The following is a 22904-nucleotide window of genomic DNA, read 5'->3' on the forward strand; positions in this document are numbered from 1 at the left end:
TAAGTATCATTGTCGATATAGGGTAAAATGCCCTACTAGTTCTCTGTCATCATTTTCGCCTTGGAGCTTTATGATGTACCAGTAATCCCCTGTAGGTAGCTCACTGTTGTTGTAGAGTCCATCCCAACCAGCATCGCCATATCCCATGCGATAGAGCTCTCTACCATAACGATCAAATATGATCATTAGTGCATTAGGGAAGGCTTCAAGATTGTCAGGCAACCATCGGTCATTCATTCCATCACCATCTGGTGTAAAGAAAGGCGGAACTTCAATATCGATGAACTCCATAAATATTTCTGCCATTACTTCACAACCGTTCTGATCAATCACCCTTACAGTATAAGTGTCGGTTCTGTTAATAATGTAAGTATTATCGGTTCCGTTGTTAACATCGCCGAAGAAAATGGTATAATCTTCCAATCCTCCGGTTACATTGGCGGTTATCTCGTTAATGTTGCTATTTTCCAACACCAAGGCCAATGGTTCAAATCCAATAATGTTAAAATCAATCGTGTTGGCACAACCATTAGAATGTAGAATGGTCAAGCTATGATCACCAGATGCAATATTGGCAAAATCCGAGGTTAACTGCATTAATGCTGGATCTGTGGTATCCAAACCATAAAGCACATCTGCAACTACAGATTGATCTTCAAATACAATATCCAAACGGTTTGTAGGTAGGTCTCCATCACATTCATAGATAGGTGTTACCGTAGCGGTAAGATTTACACCAGGATTGATTTCCACAATTACATTGGTCTCACAACCTTGAGCATCTCTAATGAATGCCACATGTGTTCCAGCAGCAAGGTTTTGGAATAACACCTGATCTTGAACAAAATCTGAATCTGCATTTGAGTTCAAAGCAGATGAGTATGGTGGTGTACCTCCGGTAATATCCAATTCAAAAGAACCATCAGCGCTACCAAAACAAACCTCATGCAATACGTTGATTGCTTGTGCTTGAATAGCCGCTGGTTGCTGAATATCAAACTGGAAGGTTTCGAAACAACCATTTCTATCTTGAGCAATTACATCATAAATTCCCGGAGCTAGATCTGTAAAGACATTTTCCGTATCAAACTGGTTCAGGTTTGGAGTGATGGCATAAAGAATTTCTCCAGTACCTCCAGAAACTTCAACAGTAATGGTTCCATCTTCTAATCCAGCACAAGTAACATCCGTAGATTCCTGTCTGTCGATTTGTAACGGAACAGGATCAATTATGTCTATTGCTGAACTCACCACTTGACAATCCATACTGATAACCTGTACGTAGTAAGTTCCCGCAATCAATCCGTTGAATTCTCCATCGTTTTGAGGTCCTGCAACAGAAGTGGCCAAACCGGGATCTGTAAATAATTCGTAAGAATAACCACCTAATCCTCCAACAGCTTCAGCATAAATTGTTGCAGAGGCTTCACCTGTACAATTAATGGTAGCGGCACTATCGTCAATGATAACACCCAAAGGAACAATTGGGTCAACGGTTACCTGATTGGATATTAGTGCATCACAACCAAACGCATCCCTTACGTAGTACTGATAAGGTCCAGCTGGAACTGTAAAAGTATGTGTGTTTCCACCAGCCAAGGGCGTATAGGCAATACCATCAACACTATATTCATAAGGTCCTGTTCCACCGGTAGCGGAAAGCTCAATTTGTGCGTTTGTAGTACAAGTCAATTGTGTTAATTGAATAAGATTGGCCTGCACGTCATTTGGTTCAGTGATGGTCACCTGCACGGTTTCCACATCACATCCCCAACCATCTGAAACGGTTATGCTGTAAATTCCGGCTCCTTGATTGGTAAAATCAGGACTAGACTGAGCACCGGATGTGAACGCAATAGTTGTTCCGGTTGCATCATATACATTTAGCTGATATTGATATACCCCTTGTCCGTTGAGCACATTGATTGCGGATACAGTTGCATTTGTATCCCCATAACAAACTAGAGAGGTAGGTGTTGCAGAAATGTCGGCCGTTATAGGCAGTGGTTGAACAAGAACAATAGGCTCATTGATTGTACACCCAGCATCGTCCGTGATTTGCACATCAAAGGTGCCAGCAGAAAGTCCTTGGAAAACGAAGCTCACAATATTAGTGGCATTATATATCTGGCCAGTTGTTGTATTGGTCAATTGAACGTTATAAGGGGTAAAACCTCCTGATGGAGAAACCTCTATTTCACCTAAATTATTGGCACAGCTTACGTTGGCAACCTCAATAGGAGTTGCGGTTAAAGCCATATCTGGAGATGCGATTGTTATGGTGTTCGAATCTTCCACACACAAAGGATTTCCTGTTTGTGTAACTCGCACATAATAGTTACCTCCTGAAAGTCCGCTAATTGGACGTGGGTTTACACTTGTATCTGTATTCACCAAAGGACCTACGGGGTTGTTGGAATCATCAAAAACCTGATAATCGTACGTACCTGTGTATCCTGTAACGTTAATTTCTAAAGCACCATTTGTATCTCCAAAACAAATTGCAGGTGCAGTTGGCGTAGCAACCACTTCAATCAAATCGTAAGGAGCAATATCATAAGGCGCAGTATCAACATAACAACCAGTAGTATTATCTGTTACTCTAAAAGTATAGCTTCCAGGAGCCGTTAAGTCTGCTGTTGCAGTAACATTAGTCGGTGTTGCAGTAATACTTCCGGCTGGATTTCCTATTGGCAATAACTCAAAAGTATATGTGTTGCCTGGGTTTCCATTATCAGTTACAGTAATCAAAACATCTTCAGGATTAGCACAACTAATAGCTGTATTTTGAGTTACCGCTGCGGTGAATGTATTTATAGGTTGAATTACTACAGTGTCGGTTTCAGCACATGAATTACCATCTGTTACGTAAACTGTGATGTTTTGAACAGCACCAGTATCTGGAACATCAAAAACATTTGATGTTTGGAAGTTGATATTGTCAATACTATATAAATATGGTCCAGTTCCATCGGAAGCGGTTACAGTTATGGTTGAGGTGTTAACCGTATTATTAGGATTACATGCAAAAGGTGTTGCACTTGCTGAAACAGCTAGCGCTACGGGCTCGGTCACGGTCTGATCAAAGAAGTCATCACATGACCTGGCCGAGATTACCCTGGCCCTATAATCTCCTGCTGGAAGATTATCAAAAACAGGGCTCGTTTGAGCGGGTCTATAAGGAACCGCTAAATTGGAAATTTCGTAAAGCTCGTAGGTGTAAACCGGGTTGACTGCGGTAGCAGCATCCAATTGAACCGTAAGACTTCCATCGGATCCACCAAAACAATTTACAGGGTCTTCAACAACGCCAGTGATTACTGGGTCGACCCTATCATCCAAGTCTTGGGTAATTACCACGGTACATGGTGTTACCGTATTTCCATCTGTTATGGTAAAGGTGTATGTTCCTGGTTGTGTTAATCCAGTGAACACACCTGTAGTATTATTGGCTGTTGTTACCGCATCTGGAAACAACGCATCATAGGTAAGATTGGCTGAACCTCCTGTTACGTTTATAGTTATATGACCTCCGGGATCAACAGTACAATCTATTGGTTTTACAACAGTAGCTGTCGCAACCATTTCATCCAATAACACAACAGGACCGATAGTGGTTGAACAAGACCATTGATCAGCAATCAACACTTCGTAAGAACCAGCACCCAATCCTGAGAAAACAGGACTGGTTTGCGGAGAACCAACATTACTTCCTCCACGAATCAGTTGATACGTATAGTTGCTTCCTTGACCTCCAGCGGTGCCTGTAACTTCAATTTCTCCTTGAAGGGCAGTACAATTTTCTTGGTTGATTTGCAAGGTTGCTGTAATTGCCGTTGGGTCAACAAGATTAACATTTGGCAATTGGAACTCACATCCATTGGTGTCAGCTACCCAAACTTGATAGTCTGTACCAGCTCCCGCTCCACCAGCAAGTCCAGTGAATTGTGGAGATGCTTGGTAACTAGCAGGAAATGTTGGTGCAGGGTTTGAAGCTAAATCTACAAAGTAGGTATATCCACCCCATCCACCAGCGGCATTAATGATTTCAATAACCCCATCATTTAGTACACAAGTAACATCAGTAACCTGTGTGTTTGCAGAAATACCAACGCTAGGACCGTTAATTGTAAATGCCTGAGTATATGTACAGGCTGAACCAGGAGGGTTCGTATCCACCACTTCCACAAAATAGTTTCCAGCAGCAAGTCCGCTTATAGTAAAACTACCATCGGAATCTCCACCAATCGACGTTGTATCATCAGCCAAGTTACTTGGAGTATTGTTTACATCATAGTATAGTGTATAGGTAACTGCACTTGCATAGGTAATGCTTCCAGCATCCACAAGATTCAAATCTACACTTCCATTTGTATCACCAAAACATGTGATGTTTGTGGTACCAGCCACATTAAGGTTTAACACCTCTGGGTCAGCAACAATATGAGATGTGGAAATAATACATCCAGTAACTGTGTTCCTTGCCTCAAAATTATGGGTTCCTACCGCCAGACCCGTGAAGCTTCCAGAAGCTTGGAAAGTACCAGCAGGCAACAACCTGAACTCATAATTGGCAGGTGTAGTAGTCGAATTCGTAATAGACCCGGTAGCTGTTATTGTAATGTTTTCTCCAGACACACAAGTGGCGGCTGCGTCAATAGCGATACCGGTTGATAATAACTCATCAAAAGCGGCAATTGTCTCAGTTACTGTGCCAACACAACCATTACTGTCATATACATTGATAATGTAACTTCCACCAGCCATGTTCGTTTCTATGTAGACATTGTTCGGTCCGGACTGTTCAACAACATCATCTGCAGTTGCCGGAGTACCTTGATCATTAATGAACTCATAAATGGTATAAACTCCGCTTCCACCAACTATTGAAGCCGCATCGATTGTTATGGTTGCGTTGTCCATGTTATTTCCAGAAGCACATCCAAATTCAACAACACTAGAGTTTATGCTAGACAAAATATCCGGTTGGGAAATCGTCTGTGTTTGTGTTGATGTACAGCCGTTCGCTGCAGTTACTTCTATAGTATATGTAATTCCGGCTGCTGAACCTTCAAGGCCAGTAAATGATGCTGTTGTAGCATTGTTGGATGAAGGGGCAATTGGGAATGTAGCAGAACTTCCGGGGCCTGAAATGATTTCAAAAGTATATGGACCAATACCATTATCCGTGGCCATTACATCGATGGTTCCATCATCATCACCATTACAAGTGACATCGGTGTTCGATGTTACACTAAACGCAGGTGTTAGCGCAGGGTCTACAGTAACATTGAATACTCTGGAACACTCGGGACCAGTTGTATTGTTATCATAAACGGTAATTGTATAATCTTCAGGCGTAATTGTACTGAACACAAATGGGTCACTTGGCAATACAGTTCTAGCTACGACAGTTCCGGTTCCATCAGCGATTTCGTAATCATAACTTCCTGCAAAACCAAGATTGTCTCCAGAACCAGCAAGAATGTCAATGGTAATTTCTGCATCTGGACTAACTGAACAATCTAATAATTTGGTCAATGTAGCAGTGGCCTGTAAAACAGGATGAACGGTAATTGTGCTGGTATCAGAACAACCATTACTATCCAAGATTGATACATTATAAGTACCAGCAGAGATATTGTTGAAAACACCACCGTTGTCCAAATATGTCGTACCACCATCCAATGAGTAAAATATCTGTGCAGCACCACTTGAAGCTGTTATGGATACTGTGGCTGGATCGGAACAGTTATCTATAGCGATGGCATCAATTGTTGGATTTGGAGTCAATGTCAATGCCACATTTCCAAGAGGAGATGAGCAACTATATTGATCTTCCATAGTAACATGGTAGTTTCCAGCAGGTGAGTTAGCTGGAATCTCAATTGGATTATCCGATGTGGAAGAAATTGTCACAAAAGGAGCAGGACCAGTTACGGTATACGTATAGGTTCCACCACCTCCAAATGGGCTTTGAACCTGAATCAATCCCGGAGTATCACAACTTATGTTTTGAAGCACGACAGGTGTTCCGGTCAATGGATCCAATTCTTCCAACAATTCGTTTTCAGTAGCTCCGATACAACTGTCAACTCCACCACCGTCAACCTCAACTACTTCGATAAAGTAGTTTCCAGCACCTAAACCAGGTACAGTAATATTTTGAGGAGAAGAAAATGCAACATTTCCACCACTACTGGTTACAGAAACGGGAACTCCAGTGCTCATATCAAAAACTTCCCATCTAAACTGTGGTCCAAATGGCGCTTGAGTATCTGTTACAGTATAGGTGATACTTCCGTTACTGGCACCATCACAGGAAGGTGTAATAGCTGAAGTAATATCCAAAGGAACGGTAATTATATCATTGACATTAACACTACTACCCCTAACACACCCTATAAAATCCCTAACATAGAATGTATAGCTTCTACCGGGAACTAAACCTAAAAATGTGTGGGTTGTTCCTAAAGGTAATGGGGCTGTCCATGTGGCCGTAGCTGGGTCAAAGTTGGCTGGATCATCAGAAAAAGCATATTCGTAAGGACCAGTTCCGTTTTGCCCTCTTACAGTTACCTGTAATTCGTTACAGTTTACGACAATTGGTAAAATAGTAATGTCTAAATCATCCAATGGATACGGAATGATAAACGGAGGAAAATCTGTTTGACAAACGGTATTATTTGACCCATCTACAATTCTCATAGAAGGATTTACAATATCACCTGAATTGTATCCCCTAAATTCATCTGTTGTTCCAGGAGTTGTATTAACAACCCATGTTGTTCCACCGTCCGCACTAAACTGAATAGTGCCTAAAGTGGTTGGATAAGCTGTAAAATCAAACCCGAAGTCACTAGGTAAGCCGGTGCAATTCATAGGTGTAGCGCCTACAATTGTGGCAGTTAACTCATCTGGATTCGCAATATTTACCGGTGTTTCTGAAACAGTACAACCAGTAGCGTCAGTAACGTTTATGGTGTAATCACCCGGCATTAGATTGAAATAAGTTCTGTTAGAAACTAGAACGTTTGTATCAGTTTGATTTCCGGCGCCAGCATTGTCCAAATCAACAATTTGAATGGTATATGGGGTTATTCCGGAAGTAATATCTACTAAAATAGAACCCGTCCCATCATGACATAAAGGGTCCGTCGGGGTGTTCGTAACAGTCAAGGGAGTTGCTGGATTTACCGTTACGGTTTCCATGAACTCACAGAAAGGCACTGTAGCTGAATTATCCCTAACGTAAACATCATAATCACCATCGTTTCCAGTGGTAACTGCAAATGTATTTGTGGTTGAGAAGAATCCTGTTGGACTTGTTGTTGTGGGAACAAATGCGTACTCCAAGTTTGGAACACCGCCAGATGCGGTAACCGTAATAGAACCATCAGCACAAGTGCTTATGTCTACAACATCTACAGTTGCAACTAATGCATCTGTAATGCTTGGGTTTTGAAGTGTACCAGTACAACCAAAACCGTCCCTAACGTTGATTGTATAATTTCCAGCAATCAATCCAGAGAAAGTATGTGTTGTTGCATTGGCAGGAGATGGCGTAATCCACGGCCCTCCATTTAGGCTAAATTGATAATCTCCATTACCAGCAGTAACGTTCACTGTAATTGTCCCATCATTGTTTCCACTGTAACAAGCAGTTGGTGTGGACGTAAATGTTATCGGTGTTGGGGAAGCAACTGTCAATGCAGTATCGATTGGATCCTCACAAAGATTAGTATCTCTTACCCTAACAATATAATCACCAGCTGCAAGCCCTGTGAAAATGGTGTTGTTTCCATTTGTAGCATAGTCAAAGCCAGCAATAATTCCTCCAACGCCGTCTTCCAATTGATACTCATAAGCAGGGGTTCCTCCAGTTGCTGAGGCGGTTATTGTTGCACCTCCGTTAGTACAGGTGAGGACATCGGTTATTGAAGCAGAAGCAGCAATAACTACTGGCTCTGACAGTGTTTGGTTGAGGGTGATGATACATGTGTTATCCAAAACATCACGAACTTCGATCGTATAGTTTCCTGCAGCCAAACCAGAAACTGTAATGGGACTTGCTGTTTGAGGAGCTGAATAACCACCTCCATTTACTTGGTATTCAAAACCATTGACAGTATCAAAATTATCTACTTCAAAAGATATCGACCCATCAGTTCCGGCGTTACATGAAATGTCTGAGAAGGCTGTTATGGATGACCCAAATGCATTTCCTGCGGTTACTGTAACTGTGGTTTGCGTTACACAATCACTTCCATAATTAACATCAATTGTATGTGTTCCAACAGCAACATTGTTAAATACATTGCTGGCCTGAGCGGCAGCCCCATTCAAACTATATGTATATGTAGGGTCGTTTGGAAGCACCGTGATATTTCCGGTTCCATCACAATTGTATGCGACAGAAGTGCTTAATGTAGGTTCGGTAGGAAGCGGAGCAATAACTACATTTGGCAGGGTGATAGTACACCCAATTTCATTGGCATCCCTAACCTGAATAGAATAAGTTCCATCGGTCAAATTGGCAAATACGGTTCCTCCGGTTGTTGAAGGAGTCCAAGGACCTCCATTTATGCTATATTGATAGTCACCAGAACCACCGGAAGTAGGCGTTACACTACCAACGGTAATTTCACCCAATTGCAGGCATGTATAGTTTTGGGTCTGTTGCGCTTCGGCTGCCAATTGATTCGGTTGGGTGACCGTAATAGTATCAGCTGTTTCGCAATTGTTGGCGTCTTGTATTCTTAGGTTGTATGTTCCCGCAGCGAGATTTACGAAGCTTCCCGAAACTTGATAGTTCGTTCCATTATCAATGCTGAACAAATATGGAGCCTCACCTCCTGAAGCACTTAATGTGATTGTTCCATCAGAACCCCCAAAACAACTTACAGGCGTAAATCCAGAGGTTATTGCCAAAGGTGCATCTTGAGCAATCGTTAAATCATAATTTGCTTCGCAATATCCAGCATTACCACTATTGTCCCTTACGTAAACATCGTAGTCGCCGGCACCCGTTATGTTTACGGGGTTGGTTACGGCAAAATCACCAGGGTTTGGAGTAACACCGTCAGCAACAATGGCATAAACATAACTTCCGTCACCACCAGCTGCGGTAATATTTACATCTGTGCTTGTAGTACAAGCTGTAATATTTGGAGCTGATGCGATTACGCTCAACTCAGGATTAATTGTTATGGACGCAGAATCTGTACAATTGTTTCCATCCCTAACATCAATGGTGTACGTGCCTGAAGTTAATCCGGCAAATACGTTGTTTGTTCCAAAAGCACCACCATTAAGGCTATACTGATAATTTCCGTCACCACCTGATGTTATATTAGCTGTCAAGGTTAAGCCAACAGCATCATCATAACATGTGTTATTGGGAACAATGGCCAATACGGGTGGAATAGCAGCATTCAATGTAAAGGAAGCGTTTACCACACAACCATTTGCATCAGTAACCGATGCATTATATGTTCCTGCCTGGGTTAATCCAGTGAAAGCTCCTGTATTATTGGTGCCAAAAATTGTTGTATCCGGATTGGTCAGGGTGAACGAGTTGCCTCCCCATCCTCCGCTTGAGGTCAATGTTACGCTACCATCAGAGATACAAGTCGGTTGTGTCTCTGCCGCACTTAAAGTTAACGCCGCAGCTGGAGCATTTACGGTAACATCGGTTGTGGCCGTACAGTTTGTTAAGTTATCTGTTACTACAATGGTATAGGTTCCATCAGCTAAACCTGTCAGAGGAATTGTGGTTCCTGTTTGGTTGCTACCATTGAAATTAGCTGGACCTGTTACTGCGTAATCGTAATCTGTATTGAAATCGGCGACAGTAAATGAGATTTCACCATCGGTGTCACCTAAACACGTAATATTGCTTATTAATTGTCCAGACACATTGATTTGTGAAACTGGATTTATTGTAAAGGATTCATCATAAGTACATCCTTTGTCATCGGTCACCCTAAATGTATAGGTGCCTGGAGCTAGACCATCAAAATCCGCAGAACCTCCGGTTGTTGAAGTAGCCGCGATTGGAGCTGGAGCTACAATTTCAAATACGAAAGGAGTATTTCCATCTACAACGGTGGCAGTAACATCGGATGTTAATGCTGGACAGTTTGGTGTAGTTGCAGTAAAAGTTAAATCTGAAGGAGGGTTTAATGGATCAAAAGTTATTCCGTTGGTTACGAATGTACAGTTGTTGGCATCTCTAATAGTGATGTTGAAAGTTCCATTTGTAAGGTTCGAGAAGGTCTCGGCCCCCACTCCATTAACGAAATTGACACCATCAATACTATACTCATATGGGGCTGTACCACCGGCTACATTTTGAGCTTCAATAATACCATTTTGCAAACAGGTATAGTCCTGAATTAATGCGGCGTCTCCACTAATTCCTGAGGTTGGGCCACTGATGTTATAGTTTTCAAAAAAATCGCACGAAGCACTTCCCTTCCTTTGGTTTACACGTACAGTATAATCTCCCTGCGGTAGGTTGGTAAATGACCCTGAAGTGTTAGTTGCTATTTCCGTTCCTGTTGAATCAATTAAAAAGAACTCAACTTGATAACCATTGGTGCTTATTAGATTGAAGGAAATAGTTCCGTCCGAAGCTCCGAAACAGGTTTCATCCGTGGATGCCGTTGTATAATCAATAGATGGTTCAAAAAAGATTGTAACCGTATTGGAAATGGCGCTACAGTTATTTCTGTCAACCACCACAAAGGTGTAATCTCCTGGGTCGAGAATATCAAAAATTACACTAGTTTGATATTCACTTGCTGGTATATCACCTACGGTTGGATATGAAATAACCGTTGTTCCTCCATCATCAACAAAAGACCAAATTGCATAGGTGTGTGGAGTTTGTCCTCCAGTCGATTCCATCTGAATATTACCCTCTCTACAGGTAATATGCTGAGAAACTCTGGCATTAAGGTCTAAATCTGTTAAATCATTTATGGTTACCTGTTCTGTATAAATACAACCATCATCAGTTGAAACATCAACATCATACACACCATCATTCAAATTTTCAAAAGTATAGTTGTTATCTGAAGAGGGTCCAAAAGTGTCAACAGTAGTTCCTCCCTGTGATATTTCATAATAATATTGTGGCTCTACATTTAGCACTGAGATGGCAATCTCCCCAAGACCGTTACAATCGGTATCTGAAGGGACAACATCAACTTGAAAATCACGGGTAAGGATTCCAATATTATCCAGCACAAAAATACACCCGTCAACAACGCCTTGTTGTCTCATTTCTACGGTATATGCGCCGTTATTTGTAATGTCAAAACTTGGATTTGAGTTGTATCCAACAAGCTCGTTTCCAGTTGCTTGGTCAATCAACCTATACTCGTAATCCAATGGCATATTGGTAATGGTGATATTCCCATCGCTTGAACAAATGATATCCCTTGAAGTGTATTGAGGGTCTAATGGGTTCTTGAAAATGTTGAAGTAAAAACGACTAAAACATCCATTTAAATAATTGATCACCACCCGATATTGGCCAGCATCTGAGGCTAAGAAATCACCACCTGTACCAACGGTATTCCATGTACAGGAGTTGTCTGTATTCGCGCAATCTTGGGTTGCGGCAGTACAACTGGTTTCATCCAATTGCTCCCAAACAATGCTGTTGGCATCAGGAATATTTATTTGAACCAATTCCGTATCGTTCAGTCCGCACAAAAAGATTTGCGGAAGCTCACTACCATCATTGGGGCAGGTCACTATTTCGCCTTCCACAGTATTCGAAGTGTCATTGATCAATGCTGTAATCGGATTGGATTGTGTTATCCCAAAAAGTTCAACTGTGATGATTTCTTGGAACCCTTTACAAGGATCGGCAACTATTTTGTCTACAATGTAAATCCCGGTATCCGTTACCAATAAGGTACTAGGGTCAGCATCTGGATCTCCATCATTTAAAACGGTATCACCAGCATCAATGACTGAGTTGCCATTATTATCCAAATACCAGATATAAGAATCGAAATTGTCACCAGCATCTAAGACCACATTATCTCCACAAAGCTGTACGGTTCTTGAAAAATCACAACTATCAAGGTCATCTAACAGAAAGTTGGTTGCACCTGGAGTGGTAAAACCGCAATTATCAAAGTCAGAAACACTGGGGTCATCACTAATTTGATTCGCGTTAATGCTACCTTCGTACGTTGAATATGCAAGGTTTTGGATAATATCGGTACACGCGTCAATAAAATCGAAACAGTTCTGTGCGACTTGCACTCGAATACGTATTTCTGATATTGGATCTCCTTCTTCAACAAGGTTATCCGGGATGTCAAATACCACTTCACGTGTGGCCGGAGTATAGGTATAGGTTACTCCAGGAGGTAAGGTCATTACCGTTTCATCCAAAGTAACGTTTATTGGAAGAACGTCTCGAATCGTGTAGTTCGTAGCATCATCATTACCAGTATTGACAAATGAGAGTACGTAATCTAATACCTGTCCTAAATTAACGCCAAGCCCAGTGATATCATTACCACCAATGTCTTCCACCTTTTTTTCTAAAACGATGTCAGGCTCAATAATTTCTACGCCAAATGTTACAAGGAAAGAAGCAAACCAGTCTCCGCTGGTTCCTAGTCTTAGAGTTGCACTGGTGTCGCCATTATCAATAATACTATTGCTTGGATTATTCAGGTCAAAAACATCTGAATCGAAACCAATTGCATTGGTACTGTTTATGTTTCTGGAAGTGACATTGGCGCCATCTTCACTAATGGTTGAATTGAAAAAATTATTGCTTGGATTCGCTGAATCCGAAATAGCTGTAAATGTTGAACTACTGTTAGAAACGATACCAAAAGTATCTCCTGACAAAGAAGTTTCACCCTCCAATGTGCTTACTCCGATACGTGCATTTACGGGTCCAACGGGAATGGTATTAAATCCTGAAACCGTAATATCAGCAGTGCTATTACCAGATTGTGTGGTGATACCCTCATAACCATCAAAAACAGAAATGTACTTTCCAGGCAGTGTTGGGTTTTCATAGATAACAACCAAGGTCCAACCGGCAACACCATAAGTAGTGGCACCTCTAGTTCCTCTGACATTACCCACAAAATAATCTCCTGTGGGATCTGCTAATCCGGCTAAGATGTTTGTTACATTCTTATAACATACGTATGGGTCGTTTGGTAAAATATTATATCCGTCTACGATAACATCATCTTCTTCTCCAACGGGATCGGCGGCAGTATCTGCTTGAAGGTCTATATAAGTTGCGCTGCCAGGAACTCTCAGTTTAACCTGGGTAACATCATAATGATTTGGGTCATCGGTATAACCACTTTCATAACGACTTCTATGATCTCCATCTCGTTCAACATCGTAGTTACCAGCCCAGTACAGTCCTGCCCAATAGATTTGGGAACAAGATGGTAATGAGAGGGTTGAACTACTAGAGTTGAATGTTGTGGGATCTGAATCGATATCCACATATTCTACGTGAAGACTATTGTTACTTCCATTCCCATTGTATGGTGTATTCACATCGTGTCCGTTTGAGACACTGTTCATTACACTATTGGAGAGAAAAGTATAGTCCCCTTTTATATTAAGGTAGGTGTTGCCATTATCTGAAAGCCTTGGTGTAAAAGGCACTTCCTGGGCTTGCCCCTTTAAGCCAATAAACCAGATGCCTAAAAGGCATATTACAGTTTTAAGAAAGTGATTGGTCATTTTTAACTATTGGAGTTTGGTTTCACCCGCATGATCCACATTTCGTCGTCATACGAGGCGTTTAGTTTGGAATAGTATGAGGTTAGTGCATTGTTCCAGGTTTGGTGCTTTTTTAAATACACATACCTGTAGTTGTTTTCTGGATTTATGAAATAGCTCGCATTCAGTCCTTTGGCATTCAAATCTTTAACAAAACGCTTAGCGTTTGAAGCATTTTTGAATACGTTGGCAATAATGTAAAAGCCAGAACCCAGTCCATTTATTTTGTAGGTTGAATAGGAAACTTGGGAAAGGTTTCCTTTGGATGGATTAATATTTTTATGAAGCACATTGTCTTCATACTTAGATTTTTCTTTGTTGTTTACAGCTACAAGTAGTTGACCCCCTGAGCTATTGGTGTCAATGCCATTGACATTCATGACCCATGCATCACCACTATAAGAACCATCAAGTTTGGTGTGGTAAGCATTAATCGCTTCTTTTTTGTTTTGATAACCCTTTAAGTACACATAATTGAGTCCATTTTTTGGGTTGATGAAAAAACCGCCATCAATGCCCTGGGTCTGTAACTTGTCCAAAAATGCGGTAGCATTGTTTGGGTTTTTAAAAACATTGGCGATTAGATAATGACCGCTTTCCACATTTGGAATGGAGTATGATCTAAACCTTCTTTTTGTGTTTCTTTTTAACCTTCGCGTAGTCTTGTCTCGCTTAACAGAAGATGTTTTGGTAACGGCCGTATTGTTGTTGTCCAATCGAATAACCTTCTTTGCAGCCGTAGTGTTGGACAATCCATGATTAGCCAAAGGTTGTGTTGTGCGTTTGGTAATAACGTCCATGGTGTCAGCATTGGCGAAATACATTTCTTTAGCTTTTTCTTCAAGTTGTGGCATTTCCCCCCTGGTTTCGCGTTTAACCATTTTCATTACCGTTTCGAAACGTCTTTCCAAGTCCTGCTTGCGCGTGCTTTCTATAGAATCTTGACGTAATAAAAGCTCGTCAAGAATAGCATCATTTTCAGCCAGTTTGTTCTGTAACCTCTGGATTTCTAAATCCTTTTCCGAGAGCGTTAAGTTTTCCTGTGGAATTGAATCCGACTGAACTAAATCTTCAAAATCGTCTTCTAACAGTACCCTGTCTTCGGTAAGATTAGGCGTGAAAGAGTAGGCCAGAGATACTTCGTGACTTAACCCAAAGTTTTCAAAACTGTTCGACAATCCTTTCTCAACGGTATAACCAATTGAAAGACTTTTGTTGAGGTTAAATCCTAGTCCGGCAGAAGCACCATAAAAATCATCATATCCAGCCTGCAACCATCCTAGTTTTGGAAGGTCTAAAATGAGGTTCCCTCCCAAAGTAATATCCTCCTCACCGCGCTTACGCACCCTTGCTAGAGGCATTAACCTTGCTTGTTCTAGAAGGCCGGCAGCATTTTCGAACTGATGGGTATATTGCAAATGACCAGAGAACGTTTTCTCCGTAAAATCGGTTACTGATTCACTGGTTTTTAGGTTGTAATCAAATAGATTTTCAGCAAATCCACCGATATCAAAATTGCCAAAAGAAAGGTTGAATCCTGGTTGAAAAGTAACAAGCGAACTACTTTCCAAAGTATTTAGGAAAGGATCAATATCTACGGTGTTTGCACGACTTTGGTTAAATGCACTTTGATAGTATGAAAAGTTGGCTCCGAATGTGAAATTACTTTTTGGACTCAAACGCACACCATATGCATAATTTGCGTGCACCCCGAAGTTATTAAACAAACCTTCTCGGTTAGTAAACAGACTCATACCGACCCCACTACGATCACCTACTCTACCGCTATAACTAAGAAAATAGACCTGATTGTTGTCATCAAAAGATACCGATTGGTTTCTGTGAAAGAGATTGATGTACGACTTGTCTTCCCGAACGGTTGAAAATGTAGGATTAATCAAAAACCTATTAAACTTTAATAAGTTTTGAGAGGGGACATTATATGCGACAAAGGGATTCTCTTCCTGACCCTTTACCCCGGTAAAGGCAAGCATAAGAATGATTAGTAGTAAGAGTTGAGGTTTGTTTGTTTGCATTATGGCTATCTGATGACCGTTATGGTTCCTTGTTTTAGGTTTTCACCGCTCCTTGCTACGGTATAGTAGAAAACCATACTTTGTTTATTAAATAATGTTGTTGATTCTGGCCAATTATTCTCGTAGTTGGATTGACTAAAGATTTCTTTACCTCTTTCGTCATATATAGTAACCAACACATCATCTTTTCGAGAATATGTATTTGGAAGAATCCACAAATCGTTGATGCCATCACCATTTACGGTAATAACATTAGGTATTGCAAAGTTGTCTCTGTAGGAAACTGTAACTACCCTGTTCAGGGTACAATTACCAAAATTGGCTACCAGTAGATACTGTCCTTCTGTTTGGAAATCATATGAATCTAGAGTGCCTAAAAGCGTATTGTTTGCATCAAACCATTCATAGGATTCAGCTCCACTTGCCGTTACCGTTTCAGTTTCACCTTCGATGATAATCAAATCCTCGGGTTGGTCTAAAACCAGTAAGGATTCATCAAAGGCATTAATAGTTACTTCATTGGAAACAACAGGACAATCATGAGTTGTTATTGTTAATTGGTAAACACCGGTTTCAGCAGCATTGATTGTTTCTGATGATGTATCTATGGTTACGCCGTCTCTGGTCCACTCAAAAGTTTCACCGGTCAGGCTTTCCGAGCTATTGAAAACAATCGGATCTGCTCCTTCACATAATACGGTTCCGTTAGAGGTAATATTTAAGGATAGGTTGGTAACCAAAGAAATAGGCAAATCGTTTGAAGATGCATTGAACGTATTCAATGTACCCTCTAATGTATAGGACCCATTATTTTGGAAATCTGATATTGTTATTGTTTTAGAGGTCTCACCGGATACGGTGGATCCATCATGTAACCATTGGTATGAAAAAGAAGATTCTAAATCGGAGGTAACATCTGTTCTTGCACCGGACCCCCCAACTGCATTGATAGCAGAAAGGCTAATGGTTGCATCTGAATTTTGACATGAAGCATAAGCTCCGGCATATGCGATAACGAATTCAAAAGAATCTGGAGAAACAACTGTTGTATTTTCAGAATCTATAGGAGCACCTGAACATCCTCCTCCTGTTTCAGTAACTGTGGCATGGTATACGCCAGTCTCATTTATTATAACGGTGCTATTGGTTTCACCTGAAATAGCAACGCCATCCTTGTACCATTGATATGTGGGTGTGGTTGCTGATGTTGAAACCGTTAAAGTTTTAGTTTGAGAGGGTAGCAAAACAATGTTTGCATCATTTTCTCTCGTTACCGTGAAATCACCTAAGTTTCTTATGGTAATAGATGAAGAACGCTCCAAACAAGCAGAAGGTCCGTCAACTTCAACTTCATAATCACCTTCAAACCCCGAAGAGCTGGTATTCACATTATAAGTATGGGCCTCTAAGGTTGGGCCAGCAACGATAGCTCCGTCTTTATACCAAGTATAGGTAAGTCCAGAACCGCTGATGTTTGCTTCTAAAGTGTGGGCATCACCGGCACAAAGTCCGATATCTGCTGAACCATTGATTGCGATGCCTTGGCTTGTACCTGTAGTTACCTCAATAGTATTTGAAAGGGTGTTTGCCGAACCTGAACATACGGACCCGTAATCTAGTTCTACATAATACATACCTGGGGTTGATACTGTAATTTGTTCTGTTTTTTCAACTAAAAGCGTACCACTTCTATACCAATTGTATTGATAAGTGTTAGCATTTGGAATGTTATGTGGGGAAAGAACTATGGATGCACCCCCACAAAGCTGAATTTCTCCTCCTGGTGGAATTGTACCGCTAGCATCCTCGCTTATTAACAAAGGAGAACTATAGTCAACATAGTGCATTGGATAGGCGTCCGATGCGGGACTTGTTTTGGCTGGACTTGTGCTACGAACACGCATTTTGTAGCTTTCTCCGCGAACATCCGTTGGCACCGCGAATTGAAACTCAAAATCAAAAGTTGCATTTTTGTCACCTAATCTGGCGAGCTCTCTAGGCGCACCAAAATTCCCATTGGCATCGGAAAGCTCAAGAACAAATTCGTTATCGGAATCAACCATCGGAGGGTTCCAAGTAAAGTTTACGAAATATTCATTGAAACTATCTGAGGCACAGGCCGCAGTCCACGCAGAGTTACCTGCTAGGTTGGGGTTGTCAGCAGCTTCAGGTTTGTTAAGCACCTGAGCTTCGGAATAGGTGACCGCAAGTAGAAAAATTGCGGCAGCGGCCACAAGAATTCGATTATATGAACTAGTTTTTTCCATCAGCGTTAGTTTTAAGAGGTTATGGGCAATAATGCCCTCCAGTTGCGCCCCTTAATTTTGTTCAGTTCTTTCCGGCGGGTTCAGCGCCGACTATTTCATATAATATTCCAATAACAAATATGATTTTATTTTGCCCGAATGGAAAGATATTGTTGTCGGGGACACTAAAACTGTTGTGAAATGGCCTTCTTTGTATACAGTTTAACCATTCATCGACTATAAACACTGGTTTTTACTACCTTTGCGCTTCAAATTTTGGTTATGGGTGAAGAAGAGAGATCACTGAATTTTATTGAGCATATTGTTGAGGATGATTTGGCTAATGGATATGACAAAAGCCATCTTCGTTTTCGATTTCCGCCAGAGCCAAATGGATACCTCCATATTGGCCATGCAAGCTCTATTTGTCTGAATTTCGGCTTGGGGTTGAGATATAATGCACCGGTTAACCTTAGGTTTGATGATACCAATCCGGCAAAGGAGGAAAAGGAATATGTAGACGCTATAAAAAAAGATGTGGCTTGGTTAGGATATGAATGGGAAACCGAATGCTATGCTTCAGATTACTTTCAGCAACTATATGATTGGGCCGTTGAGCTTATCAAGAGCGGAAAGGCATATGTTGATAGTCAAAGTTCGGAAGAAATGGCTGAACAGAAGGGAAGTCCGACGGAGCCAGGTAAGGAAGGACCGTTTCGTAATCGCTCTGTTGAAGAGAATCTGGAGCTGTTCGAAGGAATGAGAAATGGGGAATTTGAAGAAGGCACCCACGTACTTCGAGCTAAAATTGATATGGCCTCGCCCAACATGCTAATGCGGGATCCCATTATGTACAGAATTTTACACAGACCACATCATAGAACAAATACCGATTGGTGTATTTATCCAATGTACGATTGGACCCATGGGGAAAGCGACTATATTGAACAAGTCTCTCATTCCCTATGCACATTGGAGTTTTTACCTCACAGAGAACTGTATAATTGGTTTTTGGACCAATTGGTAGATTCTAGAAAGTTGAGACCAAAACAACGAGAATTTGCCAGAAGAAACCTTAGCCATACTGTAGTTAGCAAGCGAAAGTTGCTACAGTTGGTAGAGAATGGAATCGTTGATAGTTGGGATGATCCAAGAATGCCTACCATTTCAGGTTTAAGAAGAAGGGGCTATACTCCGGAATCGATAAGAAGTTTTGCTGATACCATTGGAATTGCAAAGCGGGAAAACATTGTTGATGTGTCGTTATTGGAATTTCATGTTAGGGAACACTTGAACAGAATTGCACCTAGGGTAATGGCCGTTCTGAACCCTTTGAAATTGGTGATAACCAATTATGAAGAAGGGAAAGAAGAATGGTTGGAGGCGGAGAATAATCCTGGGGACGAGTCTGCGGGAAGCAGAGAGGTGCCATTTTCGAGAGAACTTTATATTGAGCATGAGGATTTTCGTGAAGAAGCAAATCGGAAGTTTTTCAGATTAAAGCTTGGAGGGGAAGTAAGACTTAAAAATGGTTATATCATAAAGGCTGAAAGCTGCACCAAGGATGAAAAGGGAAATGTTGTTGAGGTTCAATGCACCTATGACCCGAAAAGTAGAAGTGGAAGCGGTACTGAGGAAAGTTTACGAAAAGTGAAGGGAACTTTGCATTGGGTATCTATTCCCCATGCAATTTCTGCTGAAATTCGATTGTATGATCGTCTTTTTACAGATGCTTCGCCCGACACACACAAGGACAAAGATTTTATGGATTTTGTAAATCCTGATTCCTTAACAAAGGTTACCGGATATTTGGAACCCAGTTTGAAAGATGTTGAGATTGGGGATCTATTTCAATTTCAGCGTCTAGGGTATTTTAATGTGGACTCCGATTCGACTGCTGAAAAATTAGTTTTTAACAGAACGGTTACTTTGAGGGACACCTGGGCTAAACTGGAGCAAAAATCGTAGTATAGAATTTTTCTATCCACATCACACAATACCATTTGGTTTAATTATTAAAAACCTCTTGTTTTAAAGGGTTTTCTGAGGGTTTTATAAATCTACGGACAAAAGGGTTGACCTTTGTTTTAAAATGACAAGTAGCATCGTTATAATAGAAAAATGTTGGTTTTGAGTCCTGGGAACCGGATTTGAAGTTTTCTAAATATTGAAAAAGAAAAAGGGAGCAATATTGCTCCCTTTTTTATTTGGATGATTGTTGGGTTTTACTCTTTTTTATTTGTGGTTCCTGTTTTCTTCATTTGCTCTCCAATCATATTGCTCGCCGTAAATGATGCAACCATATTATTTAACATATCACTACCTGCTTGGGGAGAGTTTGGAAGTAAGATTAGATTGGTATTGGTCTCTTCTCCGATGGATTGTAAAGTATCGTAATGTTGGGTAACAACAATCAAAGCAGATGCTTCTTGCGAATTGATGCCAACTTTGTTCAAAACTTCAACAGACTCTTCAAGCCCTCGGGCTATTTCGCGACGTTGATCAGCAATACCCTGTCCCTGCAATCTTTTACTTTCAGCTTCGGCCTTAGCTTTTTCCACAATTAGGATTCTAGCGGCGTCACCCTCAAACTGTGCTGCAATTTTTTCACGTTCCGAGGCATTGATTCGGTTCATGGCCTCTTTTACCTGAGCATCAGGATCAATATCTGTTACTAGGGTTTTTATGATGTCGTAACCGTAGTCTAGCATCGCATCTTGCAATTCTGATTTTACGGCAATAGCGATGTCATCTTTTTTTACGAACACGTCGTCCAATTTCATTTTTGGAACTTCGGCACGCACTACATCAAAAACATAAGAAGTAATTTGGTCGTGGGGATATTCCAATTTGTAAAATGCTTCGTAAACTTTTTCTTTGATTACAACATATTGAACGGACACCTTAAGTTTTACAAAAACATCATCTAAAGTTTTGGTTTCAATAATAACATCCAATTGTTGGATTTTTAATCCCACGCGGGCAGCAATGCGCTGCACAAATGGAATTTTAAATTGTATCCCTGAATGGCGCACACTTGTAAACTTACCAAAAGTCTCTATCAAAACTGCAGTTTGCTGCTTAACAATAAAGACTAATGAGAAAAAGATAAAACCTGCAACAAGTAATATTGGGATGAGGTATGCTAGATTCATGACAGATAAGTTTTAAGTTAAGAAGTTAAAGTACAAAAAGACTGTAAGATATGAGTAGCTAACAATCAAGTTTTGTTACAGATTGTTCAATTGCCAAGAGAATTGATGGCGGTAGAAATCCGTTTTAGACTTTCTTCTTTGCCAATCATTTCCAAAATATCAAACAAATGTGGGCCTTTCATATCGCCCACAATAATCAATCTTAATGGTCCCATGACTTTTCCAAAGGAAAGCTCCTGTTCCGTAATCCAGTTTTTAACCTGGGCTTCAATATGGGCAGAATTAAAATTGTTGCAACTATTTAAAATATTAGCAACGTTTTGCATAAGTTGAGGCGTATCTTCCTTCCATTGTTTTTTCACCATTTTTTCATTGTAGGTGTTAGGGGCTTCAAAAAAGAAGCTTGAAAGGCTCCAAAAATCCGAAATAAAGTTTGCTCGTTCCTTGATCAAGGAAACTACCTTTTCAACATGATCATGGTTGACGGCTAATTCGGATAGAGATGGGGAGCTATTTTGAAGATATCCTATAAAAGCAGATGCAAGGGCTGAATCACTTTTAGTCTGCAAGTAGTGATGATTGTACCACTTCGTTTTTTCAGGATCAAATCGTGCTCCGGATTTATTGACGCGCTCTAGACTGAAAGCTTGAACCAATTCATCCAATGAGAACAGTTCCTGTTCTGTGCCTGGATTCCATCCTAAAAGCGCTAAAAAGTTGACTACCGCTTCAGGAAAAAACCCCGATTCACGGTAACCTTGGGATTCATTCCAGGATAATGGAAAAACTGGAAACCCTCCTTTTTCGCCGTCCCGTTTGCTCAATTTCCCCTTTCCGACAGGTTTCATAATCAATGGAAGATGGGCAAACTGAGGAGCATCCCATCCAAACGAATTGTAAAGTAGTTGATGCAATGCTAAGGAAGGAAGCCATTCTTCACCACGGATTACATGGGTAATTTTCATAAGATGATCATCGACAATATTGGCCAAATGATAGGTTGGCATGCCATCACTTTTGAAAAGGATTTTATCATCTAGAACGTTCGTGTCTATTTTGATTTCCCCTCGGATAATGTCCTTCAGAATCAAAGTCTCATCTTGGGGAGATTTATATCGAATAACATAGTCCTCACCCGCATTCAATTTTTGTTGAACTTCTTGGGAAGTCAATGAAAGAGAATTTGAAAGCTTTAAACGGTTATGCCAATTGTAGATGAATGTTTTGCCTTTTGCCTCATGGTCTTTTCGATGAAAATCCAAATTTTCCTGTGTGTCAAAGGCGTAGTATGCATGCCCAGCTGCTATTAATTTTAGCGCATAGTCTTGGTATAAATGTTTGCGCTCGCTTTGCCGATATGGGCCTACTTCACCCTCTTTTCCAGGCCCTTCGTCAAAAGGAATGCCACACCAATTTAAAGCGTCGATAATATAATCTTCGGCTCCCTCAACATATCTATTCTGATCGGTATCCTCAATACGAAGCACAAAATCTCCGTTATGTTTTTTAGCAAACAGATAGTTGAAAAGGGCGGTACGGACACCACCAATGTGCAAAGGTCCTGTGGGACTGGGAGCAAATCGAACCCGAACTTTTTGACTCATCATAAGATTTTGAATCGCAAAGATACTATTTGCTTAAGCAGCAAAAAACTGGAATGAGATCTTGATTTAACAAAA

6 protein-coding genes are annotated in these 22904 nt (G+C 40.8%); 1 reads left to right on the forward strand and 5 read right to left on the reverse strand.

Annotated features, from left to right (window positions below; translation table 11 throughout):
- Positions 1-6: 6 nt before the first annotated feature.
- The 3 genes from ACOKFG_RS03020 to ACOKFG_RS03030 are packed head-to-tail and all read right to left on the reverse strand — an operon-like array spanning position 7 to position 18091.
- On the reverse strand, positions 7-13749 hold the full coding sequence (locus ACOKFG_RS03020) for a T9SS type B sorting domain-containing protein (RefSeq protein ID WP_422861834.1): 13743 nt from the start codon (positions 13747-13749) through the stop codon (positions 7-9).
- 2 nt (positions 13750-13751) lie between these two features.
- Positions 13752-15824, reverse strand: coding sequence for a PorP/SprF family type IX secretion system membrane protein (locus tag ACOKFG_RS03025; RefSeq protein WP_299170981.1), 2073 nt, complete (start codon positions 15822-15824; stop codon positions 13752-13754).
- A gap of 5 nt (positions 15825-15829) precedes the next feature.
- The gene (locus tag ACOKFG_RS03030; RefSeq protein ID WP_299487023.1) at positions 15830-18091 is read right to left on the reverse strand and encodes a gliding motility-associated C-terminal domain-containing protein; all 2262 of its coding nucleotides are present in this window, start codon (positions 18089-18091) and stop codon (positions 15830-15832) included.
- 261 nt (positions 18092-18352) lie between these two features.
- On the opposite strand from ACOKFG_RS03030, the gene ACOKFG_RS03035 reads away from it, so the two are divergent.
- Positions 18353-20038 carry a glutamine--tRNA ligase/YqeY domain fusion protein gene (locus ACOKFG_RS03035; protein WP_422861835.1) on the forward strand — a complete coding sequence of 562 codons (1686 nt, stop codon included), beginning with the start codon at positions 18353-18355 and terminating at the stop codon, positions 20036-20038.
- Between the two features lie 257 nt (positions 20039-20295).
- Here ACOKFG_RS03035 and ACOKFG_RS03040 read toward each other — a convergent pair whose 3' ends face one another.
- Positions 20296-21225 carry an SPFH domain-containing protein gene (locus ACOKFG_RS03040; RefSeq protein ID WP_298792787.1) on the reverse strand — a complete coding sequence of 310 codons (930 nt, stop codon included), beginning with the start codon at positions 21223-21225 and terminating at the stop codon, positions 20296-20298.
- Positions 21226-21311: 86 nt separating this feature from the next.
- On the reverse strand, positions 21312-22829 hold the full coding sequence (gene gltX, locus ACOKFG_RS03045) for a glutamate--tRNA ligase (RefSeq protein ID WP_299487018.1): 1518 nt from the start codon (positions 22827-22829) through the stop codon (positions 21312-21314).
- Positions 22830-22904: the final 75 nt, after the last annotated feature.

It is taken from the genome of Flagellimonas rhodophyticola, assembly GCF_049332665.1.
Classification (GTDB): Bacteria; Bacteroidota; Bacteroidia; order Flavobacteriales; family Flavobacteriaceae; genus Flagellimonas.